Below are 21,469 nucleotides of genomic sequence, written 5' to 3'. Positions count from 1 at the left end.
GTGGGGTTGGCTGTGTCGGTAAGGCAGGCATAGCGACCTTACTCATCCCTTGCCCTGATGCCTGAGCTGTTGCAAACTTGTTTCGTGACTGAACGATGCCTGTTTCGCCGCTGGTTCTGTTGGTAAACAGACCCGCGCGGACCCATGCTTTGGGAGGAGTGTGTCATGACATCCAAGACCGCAGGCCCTACGCCACCTGAGAACCTGACGCCACACCAGCAGGCCATGCCCAAGGTCAATCGGGTTACTTCGGATGACATAAAGGCGTCGCTGAAAGCTGGGTTTTCCGATTTTCTGGCGCGCCCCTTCATGAGCGGTTTCTTCGGGCTTTTCTATGCGGCTTTCGGAATCCTGATGGTCTGGAGCTTGGTCTGGCTTGGCAAAATCTGGATGATCATTCCTGCGATTGTCGGATTTCCTCTGGTCGCGCCTTTCGCCGCTGCAGGACTTTATGAGATGTCCCGGCGGTTACAGAAGGGCGAGAGTTTTGGCTGGTATGAAATCCTCACTGTCATGGCCGATCAACGCAAGCGCGAAATGGGCTGGATGGCCTTTGTCACGCTGTTCATTTTCTGGGTTTGGGTTTATCAGGTCCGGCTTTGGCTTGCGATCATCCTGCAGAATTCATCCTTTTCGGATTTTGACGGATTCTTGAACATCATCTTGTTCACTCCGCAGGGGTGGACATTCCTTGCAATCGGCACCTGTGTCGGGGCGTTCCTGTCGGCTGTCCTGTTTTCGGTCACTGTCGTCGCCATGCCTATGCTTCTGGACCGGGAAACAAATTTTGTTTCAGCCATGTTGACGTCTTTACGCGTCGTCTCGGAAAGCCCTGTGGTCATGCTCGGCTGGGCAGCGATCATCTCGGTCACAATGTTATTGTCGATGGTTCCGGCGTTTATGGGCTTGATCTTTACCTTGCCGATCCTTGGCCATACCACGTGGCATCTCTATCAACGGGCCGTGGAACCGGCAGACGGCTGAGGTCAGTGATCAGTCCGCCTTTTTGTCTGGGGGCAGCTGTGCCGCCCCCAATACCTATCAACCCTGTTCTGCGCGAACGCCATCTGCAATCTGCTGCATCTGATCGGCGGGCAGATAGCCGCGCAGCAACTCGGTTCCCAGCACGAATGAGGGCGTGCCCGAAATCTGCATCCGTTGCGCCAGGGCACGGGTGCGGCTGATCTCATCCGTGACGCTGTCGCTGTCCATCGCGGCGATGATCGCGTCACTGTCCAGACCCAGCCCGTCAGAGATGCGGCGAAGAGTTACTTCTGAGGGTTCACCGCCGAATTCCATCAGCGCATCGTGAACCTGTTTATAGGCGTCATTGCCCGCCACTTGCTTAGTTGCCACCGCAAAGCGCGAGGACAAAACAGATGCGTCGCCCAGAATTGGCAGTTCTTTGATCACAAAGCGAATGTTGCCATCGCTGGCCAGCAGGTTTGCCACTTCGGGCACCGCGCGGCGGCAATAGCCGCAGCGGTAGTCCATAAACTCGACCAGTGTAATATCGCCGTCCGGGTTGCCGCCGACCCAGCTATAGCCATCGTCGAACAGTTCTTCCGCATTGGCGGCGACCAGTTCTTTGTCGGCGGCCGCTTCGGCCACTGCGTTTCGCTGTTCGAGGATATTGATTGCCTCGATAATGACTTCGGGGTTTTCCAGCAGGTATTCGCGTACCTGAGCGCCAAACTCTGCCTTTTCGGCATCATTCATCGCGTTCAGGTCCAGCGCCTGTGCTGAGGTCGCCGCCATGGAAAGCCCCAGAAGGGCAGGTGCAGCATGTCTGAGGATCATTTCCGTTTCCTTTTGTCTTTCTTGAGTCGTTCTGAGGCAATCAGCACGTCTTGTGCCCTTTGCCAACCCGGAGAGCCTTCGGGCAATTGCGCCACGGCCCGTTTCGCGTGAATTCCGGCATCCTCCATCCGACCTTGCAGCGCGTAACGCTCTGCCGTCACGGTCGAAGCCATACCGTTATTTCCGACCTGCGCGTAAGCCACACCCAGGTCCTGCATCAGGCGTGCGTTACGAAAGTCGCGCGCACGCGCCTGTTCCAATGCATTCAATGCCTGTTTTGTTTCCCCTTGCGCCAGCAGGGCGCGCCCATAGCCCGCAAGGATCAACGCATTGTTCGGGGCCTTTTCAACAGCGCTTGCATAGGCTTTAACAGCCTCGCTTACCCTTCTGTTTTCCAACAGGATTTGCCCCTTTAGGTCGTAATAGAACGGGTCATCAGGACGTTCGGCAAGTGCCGCGTCTATCGCGGCACGGGCGCGGGACAGATCGCGGTTCTGATGATAGGCCGAAGCCTCTCGCATCAGGCGGATGTCGCGATAGGGTTCTTCACCGGCACGCCGCAAGGTCCAGCTGGGTGACCGCAGAAAGGCCGACAGCTTGCCTTTAACCCGCGCAAACCAGTAATCCGAATTGGGGTTTGGAACGGCGCGGTCGCCAAACTCGTCCAGGAACGCCTCGGCGGCGCGCAGACGATCACGGCTTGTTGGGTGTGAGCGCATATAGGGGTCCTGATTGGCGACACTCAGCAGTTCCTGACCGGCGAACTTCCGATGCAGTTCCACCATCCCGCTGGGTGAGATTTCGGCCCATCGCAGGTAACTTGCGGCGCTGCGGTCAGCGGATGCCTCTTCCGCGCGGGTGTGACCCAGAAAACCGCGAATTGCTGCGCCTTGGGTGCCAGCAGCGATCCCGATGGCGGCCTCGCCCCCACCTGCCGCAGCTGCCAGCAGGGCCAAAGCCGTGCCGAGGCTGGCGTTGCGCTGCGCCGCTTTCAGGTTCTCAGCCCGTCGTGCCAGATGACCATTCGAGATATGTGCGGCCTCGTGGGCGATGACAGCCTGCAACATCTCGGGGCTTTCGACGGTCAGAATCAGCCCGTAGTTCACATAAATCGCGTTGTAGTCGATGACGAATGCATTGAACGTGTTGTCGTTTACGACCAGAATCTGAACCCGGTTCGTGTTCAGCCCCGCAGCCCGCAACACCGGAAAGGCCAGTTCACGCAGGCCATGTTCGATATCAGGGTCGCGGATCAGGCTTTGCGCGTGCGATTGAACCGCTGCCGCCAGCCAGACGACAACGGCAACCATCAGGGCCGGGATTGACGCCAACCGGGATACGCGCTCAAAAGCCATGACTGCAACATGGGAGATGGGCATGAGAAACTCAACCCGGTCCGGGGTCGATCCCTTCATCGTGATGGATGTGATGGAGGCGGCACGCAAGGCCGAAGAGGCAGGTCGCCACGTGATCCACATGGAAGTCGGCCAGCCCGGAACCGGCGCGCCCAAGGGTGCGACCGAAGCTTTGGCCGCAGCGATGGAGCAAGGCCCGCTGGGCTATACGGTTGCCCTGGGTCTGCCCGCCCTGAGGCAGCGGATCGCCCGGCTTTACGGCGATTGGTACAATGTCGACCTGAACCCCGAGCGGGTGGTGATCACTCCTGGCTCGTCCGGCGGATTCCTGCTGACCTTTACCGCTTTGTTCGACAGTGGCGACCGTGTCGGTATCGGGGCGCCCGGCTATCCGTCCTATCGCCAGATCCTGAAGGCGCTGGGTCTGGTCCCGGTCGACCTGCCGACCGCGCCGGAAAACAGGTTGCAGCCCGTCGCAGCAGATATTCAGGGAATGGACCTGAAAGGGCTGATGGTGGCTTCACCCGCAAACCCGACCGGTACGATGTTGGATCGCGCCGCCATGGGTGCCTTGATCGAGGCGGCTCATGGGCAGGGCGCGTCATTCATCAGTGACGAGATTTACCACGGGCTGGAATACGAAGCCAAGGCCGTGACGGCGCTGGAACTGACAGATGAATGCTATGTGATCAACTCATTCTCGAAATACTTTTCGATGACCGGATGGCGCGTAGGCTGGATGGTGGTGCCCGAGGATCAGGTGCGCGTGGTCGAACGTATCGCTCAGAACATGTTCATCTGCGCCCCCCACGCCAGTCAGGTCGCAGCGCTGGCTGCCATGGACTGCGACGACGAATTGCAAGCCAATCTGGACGTGTACCGCCGCAATCGCGCGCTGATGCTGGACGGGCTGCCCAAGGCCGGGTTTTCGAACATCGCGCCGCCCGACGGGGCGTTTTATGTCTATGCCGATGTGTCTGATCTGACCGATGACAGCCGCGCATTTGCGGCCGAGATTCTGGAACAGGCCGGTGTGGCTGTGACACCCGGGCTGGATTTTGACCCGCAGCGCGGCCATACCACATTGCGTTTTTCCTATGCGCGCGCGACGGATGACATTCAGGAAGGGCTTGAGCGTTTGCGCCTGTTTATGATCCGGCGCGGTGCTGTCACGGAACGGGCCTGAGCCGTTCACAAACCGCCCCTTGTGGTATAGGGTGACCGACAAACGATCTCGGGAAAACTTGAGGCCATGAGCAGGATCTTCTTTAGCATTGCGCTGTTCTGGGCGTTGGCTGGTGGTGCCATTGCGCAGGATTTTAGCGCGTTGGCGCGTGTCCAGCCTGACCAGAGCCGTATTACGGATGTCGGGCGTACCGGTGTTCGGGTGGACATCGCCCTCAGTCAGGGCGTTCCCTACAGGATTTTCACCTTGCAGGATCCCTACCGTATGGTTCTGGACTTCAACGAAGTGGATTGGGTCGGGCTGACCCGCGAAGATTTCCTGCAATCCGATCGCATCAGCGGCGTGCAGTTCGGCGCATATGTTCCGGGTTGGTCACGTCTGGTGCTGGAACTGGGGGCACCGATGGCAGTGACGAAAGCAGAAATGTCGGTGGCAGAGGATTCGGGGGCTGCATTGTTGTCGCTCGACCTCAAGGGGACGGATTTCGATGCCTTCAACGCCTCGGCAGGTGCGCCGCGAAACCCGGGCTGGGACTTGCCGGAACCGGCGGATGTGCCGCAAGCCGCGGTGCGCAGTGCCGACCGACCCTTGCGTGTCATGCTGGATCCGGGCCACGGAGGCATTGATCCGGGGGCCGAGACTGACGCGATTGATGAAAAAACCCTGATGCTGACTTTCGCGCGTGAGCTGCGCGAAATCCTTCTAAGATCAGGCGGGTACGAGGTGGTTTTGACACGGGTCGACGATCAGTTCGTCTCGTTGGAGCGCCGAATTGCGCTGGCGCACCGGGCCGGTGCGGACCTGTTCATTTCGCTGCATGCTGATTCCCTGTCCGAAGGGCGGGCGCATGGCGCGGTGGTATATACCCTGTCCAACGATGCCTCGGATGTGGCCAGTGCGAAGCTGGCAGAACGGCACGACCGCGGGGATTTGATTTCCGGTATCGATCTGAACGGGGCAGATGATCAGGTCACGGATGTCCTTCTGGACATGGCCCGTCAGGAAACGATGCCACGCACAAGCACGCTGGCCAAAGCCATCGCAAATGGTCTGGCACAACAAGGCGGGCCGATGAACGGCAAACCCCTGCGTACCGCATCTTTTTCAGTACTCAAGGCGGCGGACATCCCGTCGGTTCTGGTCGAGCTTGGATTTCTGTCCAGCCCCAGAGACCTCAAGAACCTCAAAGATCCTGATTGGCGGGCAAGAATGGCGCTTGGAATTCAACGAGGGCTTGAGGATTGGCGCCATCAAGATGTGATCCGCAAATCCCTTATTGGCCAGTGACCTTGCGGCGCAAAACGGCTAGAATACGCTCGGTGTTTTGACCCTTGGGCGGCGCATCACTATATAGGCGGCACCGCGAGAAAAAGGCAGTAACGTGATCCGGTTCATTCTTTCGATTTTCGGGGCGATTTTCAGCCTCGTGACATTGGGTATTTTCATGGCCGCGCTGGTGATCGGTGCGGTGTTCTGGATGTATGGGCGCGATCTGCCCAGCCACGAGTCGCTGGCACAGTACAAGCCACCCACGATCAGCCGGATCTATTCGGGTGAAGGCAAGCTGATCGATGAATTCGCGCAGGAACGCCGCCTGTTTACCCCGTCCGAGGAAATCCCGGATCTGGTGAAGCAGGCGTTTATTTCGGCGGAAGACAAGAATTTCTACAACCATCAGGGCTATGACCCGCGCGGCATCATTGCCGCCGGGGTCGAGGCGGTGCGGACCAAGGGCGAAACCGTTCGCGGTGCGTCGACTATTACGCAGCAGGTCATGAAGAACTTTCTGCTGTCCGGTGACCGCCGGGCCGAGCGTAAGATCAAGGAAATCATTCTTGCGACCCGGCTTGAGGATACATTGGACAAGGAACAGATCCTCGAACTTTATATGAACGAGATCTTTCTGGGCCAGAACTCTTACGGTGTGACTGCCGCCGCGCAGACCTATTTCAACAAGACCCTGCAGGAACTTGCCCCGCATGAGGCCGCCATGCTGGCTGCCATGCCCAAAGCGCCGTCAGATTACCACCCCGTTTGGCAAAAAGAGCGCCTTCTGGCCCGGCGCAATTACGTGTTACGCGAGATGCAGCAGAACGGTTACATCGATCAGGCGACTTATGAGGCCGAGGTCGAATTGCCATTGCGTTCGGTCCAGAACGGAGATTTTGAAAGCTTCCGTACAGCCCTGCCGCCCCGCGACTATTTCACCGACGAAATCCGTCGCCAGCTGAGCGAAGATTTTGGTGAGGGCGAGTTCTTTACCGGCGGCTTTACCGTGCGTGCATCGGTGGATGAGGAAATGCAGGTTGAGGCCGCACGTGCCCTGCGCGAGGCGCTTGAGAAATACGACCGCTCCCGAGGCAAATGGCGCGGAACAGGTGACGTGATCCCGGAAGAACAACTGGCGGATGAGGCGCAATGGCGCGAGGCGCTGGCGGCCGTGGAAATTCCGCGCGACGTCATTCTGCCAACCCGGTGGTATCCCGCCGTGGTTCTGGGCATGACCGACCAGCAACTGACCGTTGGTGTCGAAGAAGGTCCTGCCGATGGGATAATCCCGCGCGCGGACATCAAATGGATGCAGGGTGATTTTGCGGCCAACTTCAAGCGTGGTGATGTCATTTTTGTCGTTGCGGGTGAAGATGGGCAATGGTCGGCGCGCCAGGTGCCCGAGGTACAAGGCGGCTTTGTCGCGATGGATGTGAACTCGGGTCGTGTTCTGGCGATGCAGGGCGGGTTCTCGTATCAGGATACCGTGTTCAACCGGGCCACACAGGCACAACGCCAGCCGGGATCGTCGTTCAAGCCGTTTGTCTATGCTGCCGCGCTGGACAGCGGATACAGCCCCGCGACCATCGTTGTCGATGCGCCAATCGAAGTGAACACGCCGCAGGGTCTGTGGCGCCCCAAGAACTCCTCCAACAAGTTCTACGGCCCTACACCTTTGCGAACAGGGATCGAACAGTCGCGGAACCTGATGACCATCCGTCTGGCGCAGGAAGTTACAATGCCTGTCGTTGCGGGCTACGCGGAACGGTTCGGTGTCTATGACCGGATGGGCGCGTTTTTGGCCAACTCGCTGGGGGCCGAGGAAACCACGCTTTACAAGATGGTCGCGGCCTATGCGATGTTCGCCAATGGCGGCCAACGTGTGGAACCGACTCTAGTCGACCGCATTCAGGACCGGTTCGGAAAAACCATCTATCGCCACGATGACCGTCAGTGTCTGGACTGTAACTCGACCTGGCTGGAACCAGATGAATCGCCGACCCTTGTCACGGATCGCGCGCAGGTCATGGATGCGATCACCGCCTATCAGCTGACATCGATGATGAAGGGCGTGGTGGATCGCGGGACAGCATCCGGCGTAGTGAATCTGCCGGTGCCAACAGCAGGCAAAACCGGAACCACCAACGACTCCAAGGATGCGTGGTTCATCGGCTTTACGTCGAACATCGTGGCCGGTTGCTACATCGGTTATGACCGACCGCGTCCGATGGGACGTGGGGCCTATGGTGGCACGCTGTGTGGCCCTGTGTTCCAGAGCTTCATGGAAAAAGCGGTCGAAAAATACGGCGGCGGTCCGTTCGAAGTGCCGGAAGGTGGTCATTTCATCAAGATCGACCGCTTCAGCGGGGCCCGTCTGCCCGATGATGCCACCGGTGACTATGTCGTGGCCGAATTCTTCCGCGACGGCGTCGATGGTTTTATCGACCGTGTCTATGATGGTGGTTTTGCCATCGGATCGGACCTGCCATTGTTTGAAGAAGTCCAGCGCGCGGGCGTACAGGTTCAGACGTCGACGGGCCAGACCGTGACCGTTGGTCCGAAAGCTTCCCAAGGGGACCTGAGCACCGGTGGGCTTTACTGACAAGGCGCGTTCCAATTGGCTAAAACCCCGCTGATTCCGCATTCTTTGTTGGGGGCACCCGGACAGTTGCGCATTTCTCCGGGCGTCCTCTCGGGCCAGCACGTGTTTCTCACCGGCATGACCGGAAGCGCGGCGGACGGCTCGATGCCAAGCGATCCGGAACAACAATTCCGAAACGCCTTTGCAAAGATTGCAGAGGTCTTGAAGGAAGCCGACCTTGGATTGGATGCGGTGGTCGAGATGACGACCTACCATGTTGAAATGCGAGATCATTTCGACGTGTTTGACCGCGTGCGCCTTGAGGTTCTGACCGCGCCTTACCCGGCCTGGACCGCAGTTGAAGTTGCGGGATTGCGACGGGAAGGGGCGCTGGTGGAAATTCGGGCGATTGCGCATCTTTCTGATTGAAAGCACGATAGCTGTTTCAGCATCCAGCCTGTCTTGTGGTGTCTCGCACCTCTTGCTATCACGCAGGCCTGATTGAGCAAGTTGGGACAAGACCATGCGCGCCGAAACCCAGAACATCGTGGCGGATATCAAAAAGTCACTGGAGCTGCTGGCGCAGCGTATGGACTATGAAACCGCGCCGCATCGCCTTGAGGAATTCAACGCGCGCGTCGAAGACCCCAACCTTTGGGATAACCCTGAAAACGCGCAGAAACTGATGCGCGAGCGGCAGATGCTGGTCGATGCAATCGAGACGTATGAATCCATCAAGACCGACCTCAACGACAATATCGAACTGATCGAGTTGGGCGAGATGGAGGAAGACCAAGAAGTCGTTCAGGATGCCGAAGCGGCGATCAAGACGCTGAAAGCCAGAGCCGCCAAAAAAGAGCTTGAGGCGCTGCTGGACGGTGAGGCCGACAGCAATGATACGTTCCTCGAAATCAACTCGGGCGCGGGGGGAACCGAAAGCTGCGACTGGGCGTCGATGCTGGCGCGCATGTATGTGCGCTGGGCCGAGAAAAAGGGTTACACTGTCGAGCTGCAATCCGAGACACCGGGCGAAGAAGCGGGGATCAAATCCGCAGCCTACAAGATTTCCGGTCACAACGCCTATGGCTGGCTGAAATCGGAAAGCGGCGTACACCGGCTGGTGCGGATCTCGCCCTATGACTCGGCAGCAAAACGCCACACGTCTTTCAGCTCGGTCTGGGTCTATCCGGTGGTCGACGACAATATCGAGATCGAGGTGAACCCGGCCGATATCCGCATCGACACCTACCGGTCTTCGGGGGCTGGTGGCCAGCACGTGAACACCACCGACTCGGCTGTTCGGATCACGCACATCCCGACCGGGATTGTTGTGACCAGCTCGGAAAAGTCGCAGCACCAGAACCGTGATATTGCCATGAAAGCCCTGAAATCGCGCCTGTACCAGCAGGAACTGGATCGCCGCAACGCGGATATCAACGCGGCGCACGAGGCTAAGGGCGATGCGGGCTGGGGCAACCAGATCCGGTCTTACGTCTTGCAGCCCTATCAGATGGTCAAGGACCTGCGAACCAATCACGAAACCTCGGATACCAAAGGGGTTCTGGACGGGGATCTGGACGGATTCATGGCGGCAACCTTGGCCCTGAACGTGGCAGGCAAAAGCCGATCCGAGGCGCAGGGCGACAGCTAAGGTGACACGCCAGCGTTCCTTTCCGGACCTGCTGAAAGGGCACTGGCAGCTAATCCTGATCACCGGTCTGGTCTTTGCGCTCTGGAACACGCCGTTTGTTGTTCCGCTGAAAATTCTGGTCGTCTTTCTGCATGAGCTGTCTCATGCCGTGACAATCCTACTGACTGGCGGTTCGGTCGAGAGTTTCACGATCTCACCCCAGCAAGGAGGGATGGTGATCGGCCGGGGCGGCAACAGGTTTCTCAGCCTGTCCGCCGGCTATCTCGGCTCGCTTGTGTTTGGCATGGCGTTTTTGATCATCGCCTTGAAAACAAATGCTGACCGGGCTGTTTTGGCTGTTTTCGGCGCAATCATGTGTCTGATCGCACTGCTGTACATACGCGATGCTTTCGCCTTGCTGTTTTGCGCAGGCGCCGGGGCCGCAATGATTGCGACAGCGTGGTTCATGAGCCACGAGGTCAGTGATCTGGTGCTGCGCGTCATCGGGCTGACCAGCATGATCTATGTCCCGTTTGATATCTTTGATGACACCATCCGACGGTCCGGCGCGCGCTCGGACGCGTTCCTACTGGCCGAGGAATTCGGCGGCACCGCGATGCTGTGGGGTGGGGTCTGGCTGGTGTTGAGTAGCGCGGCCATTGCCGTTTGCCTACGGTATTGGCTGGGCCGGGACAGCAACCTGCCATTGCACCGCAAAGCACTGTGATGCTGTTGTTAGTAAGACAAGAAAAGATACATCTAAACAGTGGGTTTAAATGAGGTGAACCGCTCGCTAGGCTGTCGAAGACCAACAACAGACTGGCGTGTTATGGACCTGACCCGGATATCTGCCACAGAGCTTCTGAACCAACTGGCTACCCGGCAGGTTTCGGCCACAGAAGTCATGCGGGCCACGCTGGATCGCACTGCCAAAGTCAACGGTGACGTGAACGCCATCGTGGCGCTGCGGGACAAGGGCGAGCTGATGGCCGAAGCGCAGACCCGCGACAGCGGCCCTGTCACTGGCCCGCTGCACGGACTGCCAATTGCCGTCAAGGATTTGGTCAATGTGGCAGGTATTGTCTCTTCGCATGGATCGCCTGTTTTCAGGGATGTCGTCCCTGACAGGGATGATCTGATTGCCGCTAGGATGCGGGCCGCGGGCGCCATCCTGATCGGCAAGACCAATACGCCGGAGTTCGGGCTGGGTTCGCACACGTTCAACCCGGTCTATGGTGCGACGCGCAACCCGTATGATGCCAGTTTCACCTGCGGTGGCTCATCCGGTGGTGCGGCAGTGGCTTTGGCAACGGGTATGGTGGCATTGGCCGACGGGTCTGACATGATGGGCAGCCTGCGCAACCCGGCGGCCTGGAACAACGTCTACGGCTTTCGCCCAAGCTGGGGCAGGGTGCCGTCTGATCCTGTGGGTGACAGTTTCCTGCATCAACTGTCCACGCTGGGGCCGATGGCGCGCAGTCCCGAAGATTTGGGTATCCTGCTCGACGTGATCTCGGGGCCCGATCCGCGCCTGCCATTGGTCGGAGAATATACACCGGTTTCCCCAGTGGTCGCAGCAGATCTGAACGGGCTGCGCATTGGCTGGCTGGGCGATTGGGGCGGGGCCTTTCCAGTTGAAGCCGGAATCCTTGAGCTGTGCCGGGATGCGTTGAAGGTGTTCGAAGCGCGGGGCGCGCGTGTTGAACATGTCGCCCCGCCTTTCGATGCCGAACGGTTATGGACCAGTTGGATCACCCTGCGGTCCTGGACTGTCGCCGCAGGGCTGGAACCTTTGGCTGAACGACGGGACCATCTGAAAGACACAGCCCAGTGGGAGCTGGACCGGGGTCTGACGATGAGTGCCATGGACGTGCATCACGCCAGCGTAATTCGGTCAGAATGGTTCCGGCGCGCGGCGGAACTGTTCGAGCAGTTTGATGCCCTGGTCCTGCCATCCGCACAGGTTTGGCCGTTTGGGATCGAAACGCCATACCCCACCCGGATCGCGGACCGCGCAATGGATACATATCATCGCTGGATGCATGTCACGGTACCGGTCAGCCTGATTGGCTTGCCTTGTCTGGCCGCGCCCGCCGGGTTTGGTGTGCAGGGCCTGCCCATGGGCTTTCAACTGTTTGGACCAAAAGGATCGGATCAGAAATTACTGTCGGTCGGGGCGGCGTATCACACCGAAACCGACTGGCCTAACAAGAGGCCGGCGATGTCATAACGCCGATCAGGGAGGAGACTAAATGGAAAAGCCATTTGGCGTTCCGGACATGCGTCCGGTAGATACAGCCATGCTGCGCACAGCGTTGAAGCGCGCCTGGGCCGACTTTCGGCGCGCGCCGCAGTTCGGGTTGATCTTTGCCGGGTTATACGTGCTTGCGGGATGGGCGATGGCATGGGTCACCATCCAGACTGGTACAACCTTCTGGCTGGTTCTGGCAGCTATCGGCTTTCCACTGATCGGCCCGTTTGCCGCTGTTGGCCTTTACGAGGTGTCGCACCGGCTGGAACAGGGCGAACCGCTGGATCTTGGTGCAATCTTTGGTGTCGTGCTGCAACAAAGCCGCCGGCAATTGCCGTCGATTTGCGCCATCATCGTCGTGGTGTTTCTGTTCTGGTTTTTCCTGGGGCACATGATCTTTGCCATGTTCCTTGGGCTGGCCACGATGACTAACGTGTCATCCTCGCTTGAGGTCTTTCTGACGGCGAATGGCCTGACAATGCTGGCTGTGGGCACGGTGGTTGGGGCGGTATTCGCAACCGTTCTCTATATGATCACCGTATTGTCGATCCCACTGCTGCTGGATCGCGAACTGGATTTTGTCACGGCAATGATTGCAAGTTTTACCTATGTGTCCGGGAATTTTCCGGTGATGCTTGCCTGGGGGGTAATCATCGCTGTTCTGACGTTCCTGGCCATGGTGCCCTGGTTTCTGGGCCTTTTGGTGGTTCTGCCACTGTTAGGCCATGCCAGTTGGCACCTGTATAGGCAAATCACCCAAGTCGAAGGGGAGGGCACATCGTCCTGAGAAAACCGCTCAGGGATACTGTGCCGGATTGTTGGTCGACAAGCGCGCAGCGGCGAAAATCGCCGTTGCATCGTGCCCGAGATATTTCAGAACCACGGGTTCCGGTGCCTCAGGGGCGGCCGGGCTTATGACCGTGCCGCGCCACTGAACCGCTGTTCCCGTGGGATCGGGTGAAATCATATAAACGCGGCTGTTCTGACCCGCTCGCTGAGAGGTCAGCATATAGACGGAACTGCCGGTGCAGGCGACGATCCCTTGTATTTCGCGCGCCTGCGGCGTTGCTTCGGGCATCGCGGCGCGCGAGACATATCCGCGTATCAATGTGCATTGGGCCAGTGGTCGGGCGTGCAGCAAGGTCATGCGGTGCGAGGCCGAGACGCTTTCGATCACGGCATAAAACCCCGGAGAAAACGCAGTTCTGGCGATCATGTCCACACCTGATCCCAGAAACTCAGTCAAGGCCGCCGCTGCGGGGTGGTCCTCGATCTTTTCAATTTCGTCCAGGGGCTTCAGGAGGATGCGCGCATCCACGTCGAAAAACCGGCAGATGCGATCCAAAACATCCGGCCGTGGAACACTTTCGCCCGAAAGATACCTGTTGAACTGCGTCCGATTCACGCCAAGCTTGCGGCACAGTGCCGAGACCGACCGATACCTTCGTGCCAGTTGCCGCAGATTCGCGCCAAACATAGCGCGAAGTTCAGCCGGGCTGCGAATGTCGTCGGTCATGGATGCCCACGCCTTGCTAAGTTTCCTGAAAAACCATCGCAGCACTGGAACCAAGCCCCGGCGCGCATTGAAAAATCGTACAGGTTGACCCCAAGCAACGTATCCCCACGTCGCGTTGCGCGTTGAGGCTAATGCCATAAAGCGCAATGGCAATAGGCTTTATCTGAAAATGCCTAATCTTTACCCGGAAAAGCTTACCCTATGGCAAATTTAGCGCATAGAAGGACGTGTGGGTTGATTTTGCAAATGCCCACCAACTCAAAGATGTGCTCCCGCCTTGGATGCAGGAAAAGCCCCAAGGCGGGTATATTGTTCAGTCGCCGCGCAGCAGGGCCGCCACGCCGGTGCGGGCGATTTCCATCAGGCCCAACGGGCGCATCAGGTCAGCAAAAGCGTCGATCTTGTCCGGCGCACCGGTGATCTCGAAGATGAAAGAGTTCAGGGTGCTGTCGACCACATTGGCACGGAAGATGTCAGCCAGGCGCAGCGCCTCGACGCGTTTGTCGCCTTCACCCACGACCTTGATGATGGCCAGTTCGCGTTCAACCGAAGGGCCTTCGACCGTCAGGTCATGCACGTCATGGACAGTCACGATCCGCCCCAGCTGCGCCTTGATCTGTTCGATCACCTGCGGTGTGCCGGTGGTGACAATGGTGATGCGGCTCAGGTGTCCTGTGTGATCCACCTCGGCCACGGTCAGGCTTTCGATGTTGTAACCCCGCCCCGAGAACAGGCCGATCACACGGGCCAGGACACCGGGTTCGTTCTCGACCAGCACGGCAATGGTGTGGCGTTCCTGCACGTCCGAAAAAGTAGGCCGTAGGTTATAGGCCGAATGGCGGTTGGAGCCTTTTTTGATATGTAGGGCAGACATTTATGTCCCTTTCATCATCCTGTGTTTGCCGGGCGCAACGGTCGCCCGGCGGTAATCCTCGGACGGTATCAGACCAGAACCGAACCTTTGCTGTCGATCACGCCCTGCGTCTCGGCCTCGCCCAAAAGCATCTCGTTATGTGCCTTGCCCGACGGGATCATGGGAAAGCAGTTCTCGTGCTTCTCGACCAAACAGTCGAAGATGACCGGGCCGTCGTAGTTGATCATCTCCATGATCGCGTCGTCCAGATCGGCGGGGTCGGAACACAGGATACCTTTGGCGCCAAACGCCTCGGCGAGTTTCACGAAATCGGGCAGGGCTTCGGACCAGCTGTGCGAATAGCGCTCGCCATGCAGCAGTTCCTGCCACTGCCGGACCATGCCCAGACGCTCGTTGTTCAGGATGAACTGCTTGACGGGCAGGCGGTACTGAACGGCCGTGCCCATTTCCTGCATGTTCATGAGCCAAGAGGCTTCACCGGCGACGTTGATTACCAGCGCGTCAGGATGAGCCATCTGCACACCGATGGAGGCGGGGAAGCCGTAGCCCATCGTGCCCAACCCGCCCGATGTCATCCAGCGGTTGGGATCTTCGAACCCAAGATATTGTGCCGCCCACATCTGATGTTGCCCAACCTCGGTCGTGATATAGCGATCATGCTTTTTCGTGAGCTCTTCAAGACGTTGCAGCGCGTATTGCGGTTTGATCGACTTTTCGCTGTTGGTGTAGGACAGACAGTTGATTTTGCGCCACTCGGAGATCTGCGCCTGCCATTTCTTGACGGCTGCCGCATCGGTCTTGCGCCCGCGTGACTTCCACACCTTCAGAATGTCTTCCAGTACATGCGCCACGTCGCCGACAATCGGGATGTCCACACGGATGACCTTGTTGATCGAAGACGGATCAATATCGATATGGGCTTTCTTCGACTTTGGAGAGAACGCGTCGATGCGCCCGGTGATCCGGTCGTCGAACCGTGCGCCGATGTTGATCATCAGGTCACAGCCATGCATCGCAAGGTTCGCCTCGTAAAGGCCATGCATCCCCAGCATCCCCAACCAGTTTTCGCCCGACGCCGGATAGGCACCCAGACCCATCAGGGTTGAGGTGATCGGGAAGCCCGTGGAATCCACCAACTCGCGCAGCAACTGGCTGGCTGCGGGGCCAGAGTTGATGACGCCACCGCCCGTATAGAAAACCGGCTTCTTGGCTTTTTCCATTGCTGCAACAAGCTCGTTGATTTCCTCCAGATCGCCTTTCAGCACTGGCTGGTAATGCGAGGTCGAAGGTTTAGGACTGTTGTATTCACCCGTGGCAAACTGCACATCCTTGGGAATGTCGATCAGAACCGGGCCGGGACGGCCCGACTTGGCCACATGGAAGGCCTCGTGCAGCGTCTCGGCCAGCGAATTCGTGTCCTTTACCAGCCAGTTGTGTTTGGTGCAGGGGCGGGTGATGCCAACGGTGTCGGCCTCCTGAAAGGCATCCGATCCGATCATGAAGGTCGGGACCTGCCCGGTCAGAACCACAATCGGGATCGAATCCAGCAACGCATCGGTCAGGCCGGTAACGGCGTTTGTGGCACCGGGACCAGAGGTTACAAGCGCAACACCAGGCTTGCCGGTCGACCGCGCATAGCCTTCGGCGGCGTGGATTGCACCCTGTTCGTGACGCACCAGAATGTGGCGAATGTCGTTTTGCAGAAAGATCTCGTCATAGATCGGTAGGACGGCGCCACCGGGGTATCCGAATACCGTGTCCACGCCCTGATCCTTGAGGGCCTGAACCACCATCTTTGCGCCGGTCATCTCACGTGTCATCTGCTTTGCTCCGTTCGCGACATGTGTCTTGCGTTTGACAAAAAAAAGCCCCCGAATTTTCGGAGGCGCATGGGTTCGATTATGGTTTACCGTTACCGGCCCATGCGCGTGGTTCCTACGATTACGACTAGCGTTCTCATCGCCAGAGGCTCCTTTTTGCTTGCAGGGGACATTATGGTCGGGGGGGAGGAGCGTCAACAGGCAAATCTACCAATTTTCTATCTCAATGGCGGTATTTTGCGAAATTTTGTTGCGCAGATTGCCGCATGCCCGGAATTTCCGGGAAAAGGGTGGGCGTTCTCCTGAGGGCGGGACATTTATGAAGGTCTGAATGCGGCAGGCCGATGTCTGAAACTGGCATGATCCGGCGTTTTGTCTGGGTCACGCTGACCTTGTGTGCGCAAACGAGGGAGGCAGAGCATGTTACAGGACCTGGTAGATCTGGGGCAGTATCCGATCGATCGCCCGGATTCGCCAGCTTACAGGCGATTGATCGGGGATTTGCGGCGCGAGTTGGAACAGGACGGATGTGCGGTTCTACCGGGTTTCGCACACGCGCAAGGGATCGAGCTGTTGGTGCAGGAGGCAGATGAGGTGGCACCCAATGCACACCGGTCTTTCAATCGCACAAATGCCTATTTCACCAAAGACGACCCACGGTTCGACGCCGCCCATCCGATCAGACGGTTCTATGACCGTTCGAACGCGTTTGTTCCTGCCGACAATTTTGCGCATTCCGGTCCTTTGCGCAGGATTTACGAGTTTAGCGGATTTCTTCCTTTCATTCGGGATGCGCTGGATGAGCCTGAGGACCGCTTCTTTCGTTACGATGATCCATTGGCAGACGTGATCATCAATGTCGTGGAGGAGGGGCGGGGCTTTCCCTGGCATTTCGACACCAACAACTACACCGTGACACTGGCGATCCAGAATGGCGAGCAGGGCGGTGCATTCGAATACGCACCCAATCTGCGCACAGCCGAGGATGAAAATTTCGATCAGGTCGCGTCGGTTCTGGACGGAAACAAGGCGCGCGTTCATCGGCTGGACCTGCAACCTGGGGACCTACAGATATTCAAAGGCCGCTATTCCCTGCACAGAGTCGCCCCGGTCAAGGGCACACGGCGGCGGTATGTGGGGATCTTTTCATTTGTCGAGGCCGAAGGCATGTGCGGCGGGATCGAGCGGACGCAGCAGCTTTATGGACGCGTGTTGCCGCACCATTACGAGCGTGCGGGTTTGCGAAGGGATCAGTTGCTGGATTAACAGATCATCACGGGTAAACTGAAACTATTTCCTGTTCGGAGCTTCAGATGCCCAAGATTTTGCAACTTACCCCATTTGTGCTGTGTTCATCCTTGCAGAACCAGATTGATTTCTACTGTAAGCGACTAGGATTTACCTGTAGCTTCAAGCAGGACAATTACGCATTTTTGTCACTTGGCCCGGTCGCCATTCGGTTGTTGGAATGCCCACCGCGAGAGGATGGCAAGGCGTTGGGCGACGACCAGTCGTTTTATATTGATGTAGACGATATCGACGGCTTTTATGAAAATTTGCGGGCTGGGTTGGCCGATCTGCCCGAGGGGCGCGTTCGGCCTCCGTTCGACCAACCTTATTTGCAGCGTGAGTTTCATATTCTGGATGAAGACGGAACACTTGTGTTCTTTGGTCAGGATATCAGACCCCGGGCGTGAACGCTCCCGCCTGTTATCGCTATGCCTGCGGCAAGCCTCCTCTAGTTGGGTAAGGCAGCACTGGGCTGCGACCGCGCATCGATCAGAAGCCGACCCCGGTGCCTTGCAGCATGCCATGTTCCAGCGCATAGCGGGTCAGCCCGGCGGTCGAGGAAATTCCCAGTTTGCGCTTGATGTTCTTGCGATGCGTTTCAACCGTTCGCACCGAGATATCCAGCTTTTGTGCAACCTCTTTGTTTGATTTGCCCTGCGCCAGTTCCAGCAGAATTGTTTGCTCGCGCCCTGTCAGCGCTTCGCGTGCGTTGTCGCCTTTGGGTTTCAGGGATCCACTTGCGCCGGTGCACAGATACTGCTCACCCCGCATGACCGCATCGATGGCCTGCTTGATCTCTTCGGTTGGGACATCTTTGAGAACATAGCCTTTTGCACCGTGGCTGAGCGCGGTCGAAATATATTCGGGGCTGTCATGCATCGACAGGATCAGGATACGCGTATCGGGCAGTCGTTCCAGAATGATTTCCGTGGCGCTGAGGCCGCCGAGGCCAGGCATGTTCAGGTCCATCAGGATGACATCCGGGGAAAGGCCAACCGCATGATCCACCGCGGCCTGACCGCTGCCGAGTGTCCCAACCACTTCGATATCGTCGTAGCTTTCAAGGATCGACTGAATGCCCTCGGCCACCATGGGATGATCGTCGACAATTAGAACTCGGATATTCTTGGCGCTCATGTACCGGCCTTTCGGTTCGGAGTTGCGTCTTCCTGCGGTGGCAACAGGTGGCTCAGCGGCAGACTGGCCTCGATCACCGTACCGCCGCGCGGCCCGCGTGATGACAGAATACGCAGCGATCCGTCAAGTTGTTCAATTCGTTCCTGCATGTTGCGCAGGCCGATGCCTGTGGTCGGGGTCCCGGATTCTGCGCGCAACCCACGGCCATTGTCGGTGATCCGCATGGTTGCGCCTTTCTTGTGGCCACGCAGGTCAATTGTAACATAAGAGGCATCCGCGTGGCGTTCGATATTTGTCAGCGCCTCTTGTGCGATGCGATAAAGCGCGATCTTGCTGTCCTGATCCAGCCGGTTTCGGAAAACGACGGTGGAAAATTCGGTCTCGATCCCGGTTCGTTCGCGAAAATCGTCGGTCAGAGCCTTCAACGCAGGTCCGAGACCAAGGTCGTCCAGCACGCCGGGGCGCAGGTCGCGGCTGATGCGGCGCACCTCGGTGATGGCGGTGCGAAGATGGTCGATGCCTTTGTCCAGCGGATCGCGCGCACCCGCATCATCGCCGCGCAACAGACGGCGGCGCGCATTGTCCAGCGCATAGCGTACCCCCACAAGGATCTGGCTGATGCCATCATGCAGTTCGCGGGCAACCCGGCCGCGTTCTTCTTCCTGCGCGTCGAAGACACGTTGCGTCAGTTCCTTCAGCTTGGCATCCGCCAACCGCCGCTCGCGAATGTTCAGCAACATGCCCGAGGCAAAGACAATCAGAACGGCAGCAACAACAATGGCGCCGATATACATGAAGGTGCGCTGCACGCGGGCCTCGACCTCGGCCCTTGCGTTGGCGACCGTGGCGACAATGTCGTCAATGAAGACCCCGGTACCCACGACCCAGCGCCAGTCCTGCAACCCGACGACATAGGCGATCATCTGCGCCTCATCCCCGGTCGAGGGTTTTTCCCACATGAAGCTGTGCCACCCGGCCCCTTGACGGGCGAGGCGAATGAACTCGTCAACGATGGGCGTGCCATCGCTGTCGGTCAGACCTTCCCAGTTGCGGTTGATAAATTGTGTCTGACGGGGGCTGACCAGATTGTTGCCATCATAGTCGTAAACAAAAAAGAACCCGTCCTGCCCATAGATCATTGCCGAGAGTATCTGCGAGACAAGGTTCTTTGATACCTCGTCATCCGGTTCAGCGCGGCCGTAGATATAGGCAAAACCATTGCGCGCCTGCGTCACGTAGTTGCGCAGTTCTTCTTTCTTGGCTTCGATCAGGCTGCGCTCCAGAGCTTCGATCTCGCGCTCGGCGGTCGCACGCGCCTCATATGCGACAAGCACAGCGATTGCGGCCACGGCCACAACCAGCGGGATTGCGGCCACCAGCGACAGTTTCTGCGCATAGGTCAGCGAGACCAGATGTCGAAGTCTTTGCATGGACGAATCGATACGCAAGCGGCGGCAAAAATGCAAAAAGATTGGCGTTGGTCTGTGAAATTCCGGTATTTGGGCCGTTTTTATTGGAGTTTTCATTCGGAAATTTCACCGCATCCCCAAAAGAAATCGGTTCTCTACGCAGTAGTAGGTATTCCCTTTCGCTTCGCTCACATTAGGCTGACGCGCACTGAATGCGACAGGTCCGGTACTGCCGGATCGTGACTATGAAGGGGAGGAACACTCATATGGATCGTCGTTCATTTCTGAAAAAATCCGCGCTGGGCGGCTCGGCAGCTGCAGCAACCGCTCTGGCGGCTCCGGCCTATGCGCAGGGACAGCGCACACTGACCATGGTGACCTCGTGGGGTCGTGGTCTGGCTGGCGTGTTTGACAGCGCGCAGCGTTGTGCCGACAGCATCAACGCGATGTCGGATGGCAGCCTGAATGTCGAGATCAAAGCGGCAGGCGAACTGGTTGGCGCGTTCGAGGTGTTTGACGCGGTGTCGTCCGGTCAGGCCGACATGTATCACGCCGCTGACTATTACTTTGTCGGTCAGCACCCGGGCTATGCGTTCTTTACGGCCGTGCCCTTCGGCATGACCGCACAGGAACTGGTGAACTGGTACTATCATGACGGCGGTATGGAGTTGCATGATGAGCTGGGCGAAATCTTTGGCCTGAAGTCCTTCCTGGCCGGCAACACCGGTGCGCAGGCGGGCGGCTGGTTCTCGAAAGAAATCAACAGCCCCGAAGACTTCAATGGTCTGAAGTTCCGTATGCCCGGTCTGGGCGGTAAAGCACTGGGCAAACTGGGCGCGTCTGTTCAGAACATCCCCGGTTCCGAAGTGTATCAGGCGCTGTCGTCCGGCGCGATTGACGGAACCGAGTGGATCGGACCCTGGGCCGACGAAAAGGCGGGCTTCCAGGAAATCACCAAGACCTACTACACCGCGGGCTTCCACGAGCCGGGCGCAGGTCTGTCGCTGGCAACCAACCGCGACGTGTTCAATGAACTGACACCGGCCCAGCAGAAGATCATCGAGATTGCTGCCGCAGAAGCACACCAGTGGAACCTGGCGCAATTCCTGGCCAACAACGGTGCAGCGCTGCAGCGCCTGCAGGCCGGTGGCGTCAAGGTCCTGGAATTCCCTGACAGTGTCTGGGATGCGTTCGGCAAGGCCAGCCAGGAAGTTCTGGACGAGAACATGGGCGATGAGCTGTTCAAGAAGATCCATGACAGCGCAATGCCGTCGATGGCGGCTTCGTCGGCATGGAACAACCTGTCGTCGGGTGTCTACACCGCACAGCGTGACCGTGTTCGCGGCTAATC

Annotated in this window: 20 protein-coding genes; 13 read left to right on the top strand and 7 right to left on the bottom strand. The window is 58.3% G+C overall.

Features of this window, described 5'->3' with window-relative positions:
- The first annotated feature begins 165 nt into the window (after nucleotides 1-165).
- Nucleotides 166-984, top strand: a complete 819-nt coding sequence (locus ACR3E2_RS06495; protein ID WP_480480460.1) for a DUF2189 domain-containing protein — start codon at nucleotides 166-168, stop codon at nucleotides 982-984.
- Between the two features lie 57 nt (nucleotides 985-1,041).
- Here the strand turns inward: ACR3E2_RS06495 and ACR3E2_RS06490 are convergent, their stop codons facing one another.
- Nucleotides 1,042-1,800, bottom strand: coding sequence for a DsbA family protein (locus tag ACR3E2_RS06490; protein ID WP_480480462.1), 759 nt, complete (start codon nucleotides 1,798-1,800; stop codon nucleotides 1,042-1,044).
- Nucleotides 1,797-3,179: a M48 family metalloprotease gene (locus tag ACR3E2_RS06485; protein ID WP_480480464.1), complete on the bottom strand. Its 1,383-nt coding sequence runs from the start codon at nucleotides 3,177-3,179 to the stop codon at nucleotides 1,797-1,799. Before ACR3E2_RS06485 ends, ACR3E2_RS06490 begins: the two co-directional genes overlap by 4 nt.
- Here ACR3E2_RS06485 and ACR3E2_RS06480 point away from each other — a divergent pair.
- The 8 genes from ACR3E2_RS06480 to ACR3E2_RS06445 all read left to right on the top strand — a co-directional run bounded on the left by ACR3E2_RS06480 (nucleotide 3,178) and on the right by ACR3E2_RS06445 (nucleotide 12,859).
- Nucleotides 3,178-4,341, top strand: a complete 1,164-nt coding sequence (locus tag ACR3E2_RS06480; RefSeq protein WP_480480466.1) for a pyridoxal phosphate-dependent aminotransferase — start codon at nucleotides 3,178-3,180, stop codon at nucleotides 4,339-4,341. The genes ACR3E2_RS06485 and ACR3E2_RS06480 overlap by 2 nt on opposite strands.
- Before the next feature lie 66 nt (nucleotides 4,342-4,407).
- Nucleotides 4,408-5,628, top strand: coding sequence for an N-acetylmuramoyl-L-alanine amidase (locus ACR3E2_RS06475; RefSeq protein WP_480480468.1), 1,221 nt, complete (start codon nucleotides 4,408-4,410; stop codon nucleotides 5,626-5,628).
- Nucleotides 5,629-5,722: 94 nt separating this feature from the next.
- On the top strand, nucleotides 5,723-8,212 hold the full coding sequence (locus ACR3E2_RS06470) for a penicillin-binding protein 1A (RefSeq protein ID WP_480480470.1): 2,490 nt from the start codon (nucleotides 5,723-5,725) through the stop codon (nucleotides 8,210-8,212).
- 15 nt (nucleotides 8,213-8,227) lie between these two features.
- Nucleotides 8,228-8,620, top strand: a complete 393-nt coding sequence (locus ACR3E2_RS06465; protein ID WP_245220397.1) for a RidA family protein — start codon at nucleotides 8,228-8,230, stop codon at nucleotides 8,618-8,620.
- A gap of 94 nt (nucleotides 8,621-8,714) precedes the next feature.
- Nucleotides 8,715-9,842 (top strand): peptide chain release factor 2, encoded by a 1,128-nt coding sequence (gene prfB / locus ACR3E2_RS06460; protein WP_267364019.1) that lies wholly within the window; start codon nucleotides 8,715-8,717, stop codon nucleotides 9,840-9,842.
- 1 nt (nucleotide 9,843) lies between these two features.
- Nucleotides 9,844-10,548, top strand: coding sequence for a M50 family metallopeptidase (locus tag ACR3E2_RS06455; RefSeq protein WP_480480472.1), 705 nt, complete (start codon nucleotides 9,844-9,846; stop codon nucleotides 10,546-10,548).
- A 102-nt stretch (nucleotides 10,549-10,650) separates the two neighbouring features.
- Nucleotides 10,651-12,051 (top strand): amidase, encoded by a 1,401-nt coding sequence (locus tag ACR3E2_RS06450; RefSeq protein WP_480480474.1) that lies wholly within the window; start codon nucleotides 10,651-10,653, stop codon nucleotides 12,049-12,051.
- A 22-nt stretch (nucleotides 12,052-12,073) separates the two neighbouring features.
- Complete coding sequence (locus tag ACR3E2_RS06445) at nucleotides 12,074-12,859, top strand: DUF2189 domain-containing protein (protein ID WP_480480476.1); 786 nt, start codon at nucleotides 12,074-12,076, stop codon at nucleotides 12,857-12,859.
- Between the two features lie 9 nt (nucleotides 12,860-12,868).
- Here the strand turns inward: ACR3E2_RS06445 and ACR3E2_RS06440 are convergent, their stop codons facing one another.
- The 3 genes from ACR3E2_RS06440 to ACR3E2_RS06430 form a co-directional block, all read right to left on the bottom strand.
- A complete protein-coding gene (locus tag ACR3E2_RS06440; RefSeq protein ID WP_480480478.1) occupies nucleotides 12,869-13,588 on the bottom strand; it encodes a helix-turn-helix domain-containing protein in 720 nt (239 codons plus the stop codon).
- 313 nt (nucleotides 13,589-13,901) lie between these two features.
- On the bottom strand, nucleotides 13,902-14,462 hold the full coding sequence (ilvN, locus tag ACR3E2_RS06435; protein WP_209503637.1) for an acetolactate synthase small subunit: 561 nt from the start codon (nucleotides 14,460-14,462) through the stop codon (nucleotides 13,902-13,904).
- A 68-nt stretch (nucleotides 14,463-14,530) separates the two neighbouring features.
- Nucleotides 14,531-16,282, bottom strand: a complete 1,752-nt coding sequence (locus ACR3E2_RS06430) for an acetolactate synthase 3 large subunit (RefSeq protein ID WP_480480480.1) — start codon at nucleotides 16,280-16,282, stop codon at nucleotides 14,531-14,533.
- Nucleotides 16,283-16,351: 69 nt separating this feature from the next.
- Between ACR3E2_RS06430 and ACR3E2_RS06425 the strand changes: the two genes are divergently transcribed.
- From ACR3E2_RS06425 to ACR3E2_RS06415, 3 genes are all read left to right on the top strand, one after another.
- Nucleotides 16,352-16,588 (top strand): hypothetical protein, encoded by a 237-nt coding sequence (locus ACR3E2_RS06425; RefSeq protein WP_480492699.1) that lies wholly within the window; start codon nucleotides 16,352-16,354, stop codon nucleotides 16,586-16,588.
- A 114-nt stretch (nucleotides 16,589-16,702) separates the two neighbouring features.
- On the top strand, nucleotides 16,703-17,548 hold the full coding sequence (locus ACR3E2_RS06420) for a HalD/BesD family halogenase (protein ID WP_480480482.1): 846 nt from the start codon (nucleotides 16,703-16,705) through the stop codon (nucleotides 17,546-17,548).
- A 47-nt stretch (nucleotides 17,549-17,595) separates the two neighbouring features.
- Nucleotides 17,596-17,979, top strand: a complete 384-nt coding sequence (locus tag ACR3E2_RS06415) for a bleomycin resistance protein (RefSeq protein ID WP_209596686.1) — start codon at nucleotides 17,596-17,598, stop codon at nucleotides 17,977-17,979.
- An 82-nt stretch (nucleotides 17,980-18,061) separates the two neighbouring features.
- On the opposite strand, the gene ACR3E2_RS06410 is transcribed toward ACR3E2_RS06415, so the two are convergent.
- Together ACR3E2_RS06410 and ACR3E2_RS06405 are read right to left on the bottom strand one after the other, a co-directional pair.
- Nucleotides 18,062-18,709 carry a response regulator transcription factor gene (locus ACR3E2_RS06410; RefSeq protein ID WP_480480484.1) on the bottom strand — a complete coding sequence of 216 codons (648 nt, stop codon included), beginning with the start codon at nucleotides 18,707-18,709 and terminating at the stop codon, nucleotides 18,062-18,064.
- Nucleotides 18,706-20,139 carry a cache domain-containing protein gene (locus ACR3E2_RS06405; RefSeq protein WP_209503642.1) on the bottom strand — a complete coding sequence of 478 codons (1,434 nt, stop codon included), beginning with the start codon at nucleotides 20,137-20,139 and terminating at the stop codon, nucleotides 18,706-18,708. Before ACR3E2_RS06405 ends, ACR3E2_RS06410 begins: the two co-directional genes overlap by 4 nt.
- Nucleotides 20,140-20,384: 245 nt before the next feature.
- Here ACR3E2_RS06405 and ACR3E2_RS06400 point away from each other — a divergent pair, with 245 nt between their 5' ends.
- Nucleotides 20,385-21,467 carry a TRAP transporter substrate-binding protein gene (locus ACR3E2_RS06400; RefSeq protein ID WP_267363846.1) on the top strand — a complete coding sequence of 361 codons (1,083 nt, stop codon included), beginning with the start codon at nucleotides 20,385-20,387 and terminating at the stop codon, nucleotides 21,465-21,467.
- Nucleotides 21,468-21,469 lie beyond the last annotated feature (2 nt).

The sequence above is a fragment of the Ruegeria sp. AL7 genome, assembly GCF_056536105.1.
The sequence above is the reverse complement of the archived record's forward strand: the minus strand, read 5'-3'. Positions and strand labels throughout refer to the sequence as shown.

What these genes read in the sequence shown, in the direction of transcription:
- ACR3E2_RS06405 (WP_209503642.1), bottom strand. Translation starts at nt 20,139, where the DNA reads ATGCAAAGACTTCGACATCTGGTCTCGCTGACCTATGCGCAGAAACTG.
- ACR3E2_RS06490 (WP_480480462.1), bottom strand. Translation starts at nt 1,800, where the DNA reads ATGATCCTCAGACATGCTGCACCTGCCCTTCTGGGGCTTTCCATGGCG.
- ACR3E2_RS06485 (WP_480480464.1), bottom strand. Translation starts at nt 3,179, where the DNA reads ATGCCCATCTCCCATGTTGCAGTCATGGCTTTTGAGCGCGTATCCCGG.
- ACR3E2_RS06420 (WP_480480482.1), top strand. Translation starts at nt 16,703, where the DNA reads ATGTTACAGGACCTGGTAGATCTGGGGCAGTATCCGATCGATCGCCCG.
- ACR3E2_RS06425 (WP_480492699.1), top strand. Translation starts at nt 16,352, where the DNA reads ATGGGTTCGATTATGGTTTACCGTTACCGGCCCATGCGCGTGGTTCCT.
- ACR3E2_RS06495 (WP_480480460.1), top strand. Translation starts at nt 166, where the DNA reads ATGACATCCAAGACCGCAGGCCCTACGCCACCTGAGAACCTGACGCCA.
- ACR3E2_RS06450 (WP_480480474.1), top strand. Translation starts at nt 10,651, where the DNA reads ATGGACCTGACCCGGATATCTGCCACAGAGCTTCTGAACCAACTGGCT.
- ACR3E2_RS06445 (WP_480480476.1), top strand. Translation starts at nt 12,074, where the DNA reads ATGGAAAAGCCATTTGGCGTTCCGGACATGCGTCCGGTAGATACAGCC.
- ACR3E2_RS06430 (WP_480480480.1), bottom strand. Translation starts at nt 16,282, where the DNA reads ATGACACGTGAGATGACCGGCGCAAAGATGGTGGTTCAGGCCCTCAAG.
- prfB (WP_267364019.1), top strand. Translation starts at nt 8,715, where the DNA reads ATGCGCGCCGAAACCCAGAACATCGTGGCGGATATCAAAAAGTCACTG.
- ACR3E2_RS06440 (WP_480480478.1), bottom strand. Translation starts at nt 13,588, where the DNA reads ATGACCGACGACATTCGCAGCCCGGCTGAACTTCGCGCTATGTTTGGC.
- ACR3E2_RS06480 (WP_480480466.1), top strand. Translation starts at nt 3,178, where the DNA reads ATGAGAAACTCAACCCGGTCCGGGGTCGATCCCTTCATCGTGATGGAT.
- ACR3E2_RS06415 (WP_209596686.1), top strand. Translation starts at nt 17,596, where the DNA reads ATGCCCAAGATTTTGCAACTTACCCCATTTGTGCTGTGTTCATCCTTG.
- ilvN (WP_209503637.1), bottom strand. Translation starts at nt 14,462, where the DNA reads ATGTCTGCCCTACATATCAAAAAAGGCTCCAACCGCCATTCGGCCTAT.
- ACR3E2_RS06410 (WP_480480484.1), bottom strand. Translation starts at nt 18,709, where the DNA reads ATGAGCGCCAAGAATATCCGAGTTCTAATTGTCGACGATCATCCCATG.
- ACR3E2_RS06475 (WP_480480468.1), top strand. Translation starts at nt 4,408, where the DNA reads ATGAGCAGGATCTTCTTTAGCATTGCGCTGTTCTGGGCGTTGGCTGGT.
- ACR3E2_RS06400 (WP_267363846.1), top strand. Translation starts at nt 20,385, where the DNA reads ATGGATCGTCGTTCATTTCTGAAAAAATCCGCGCTGGGCGGCTCGGCA.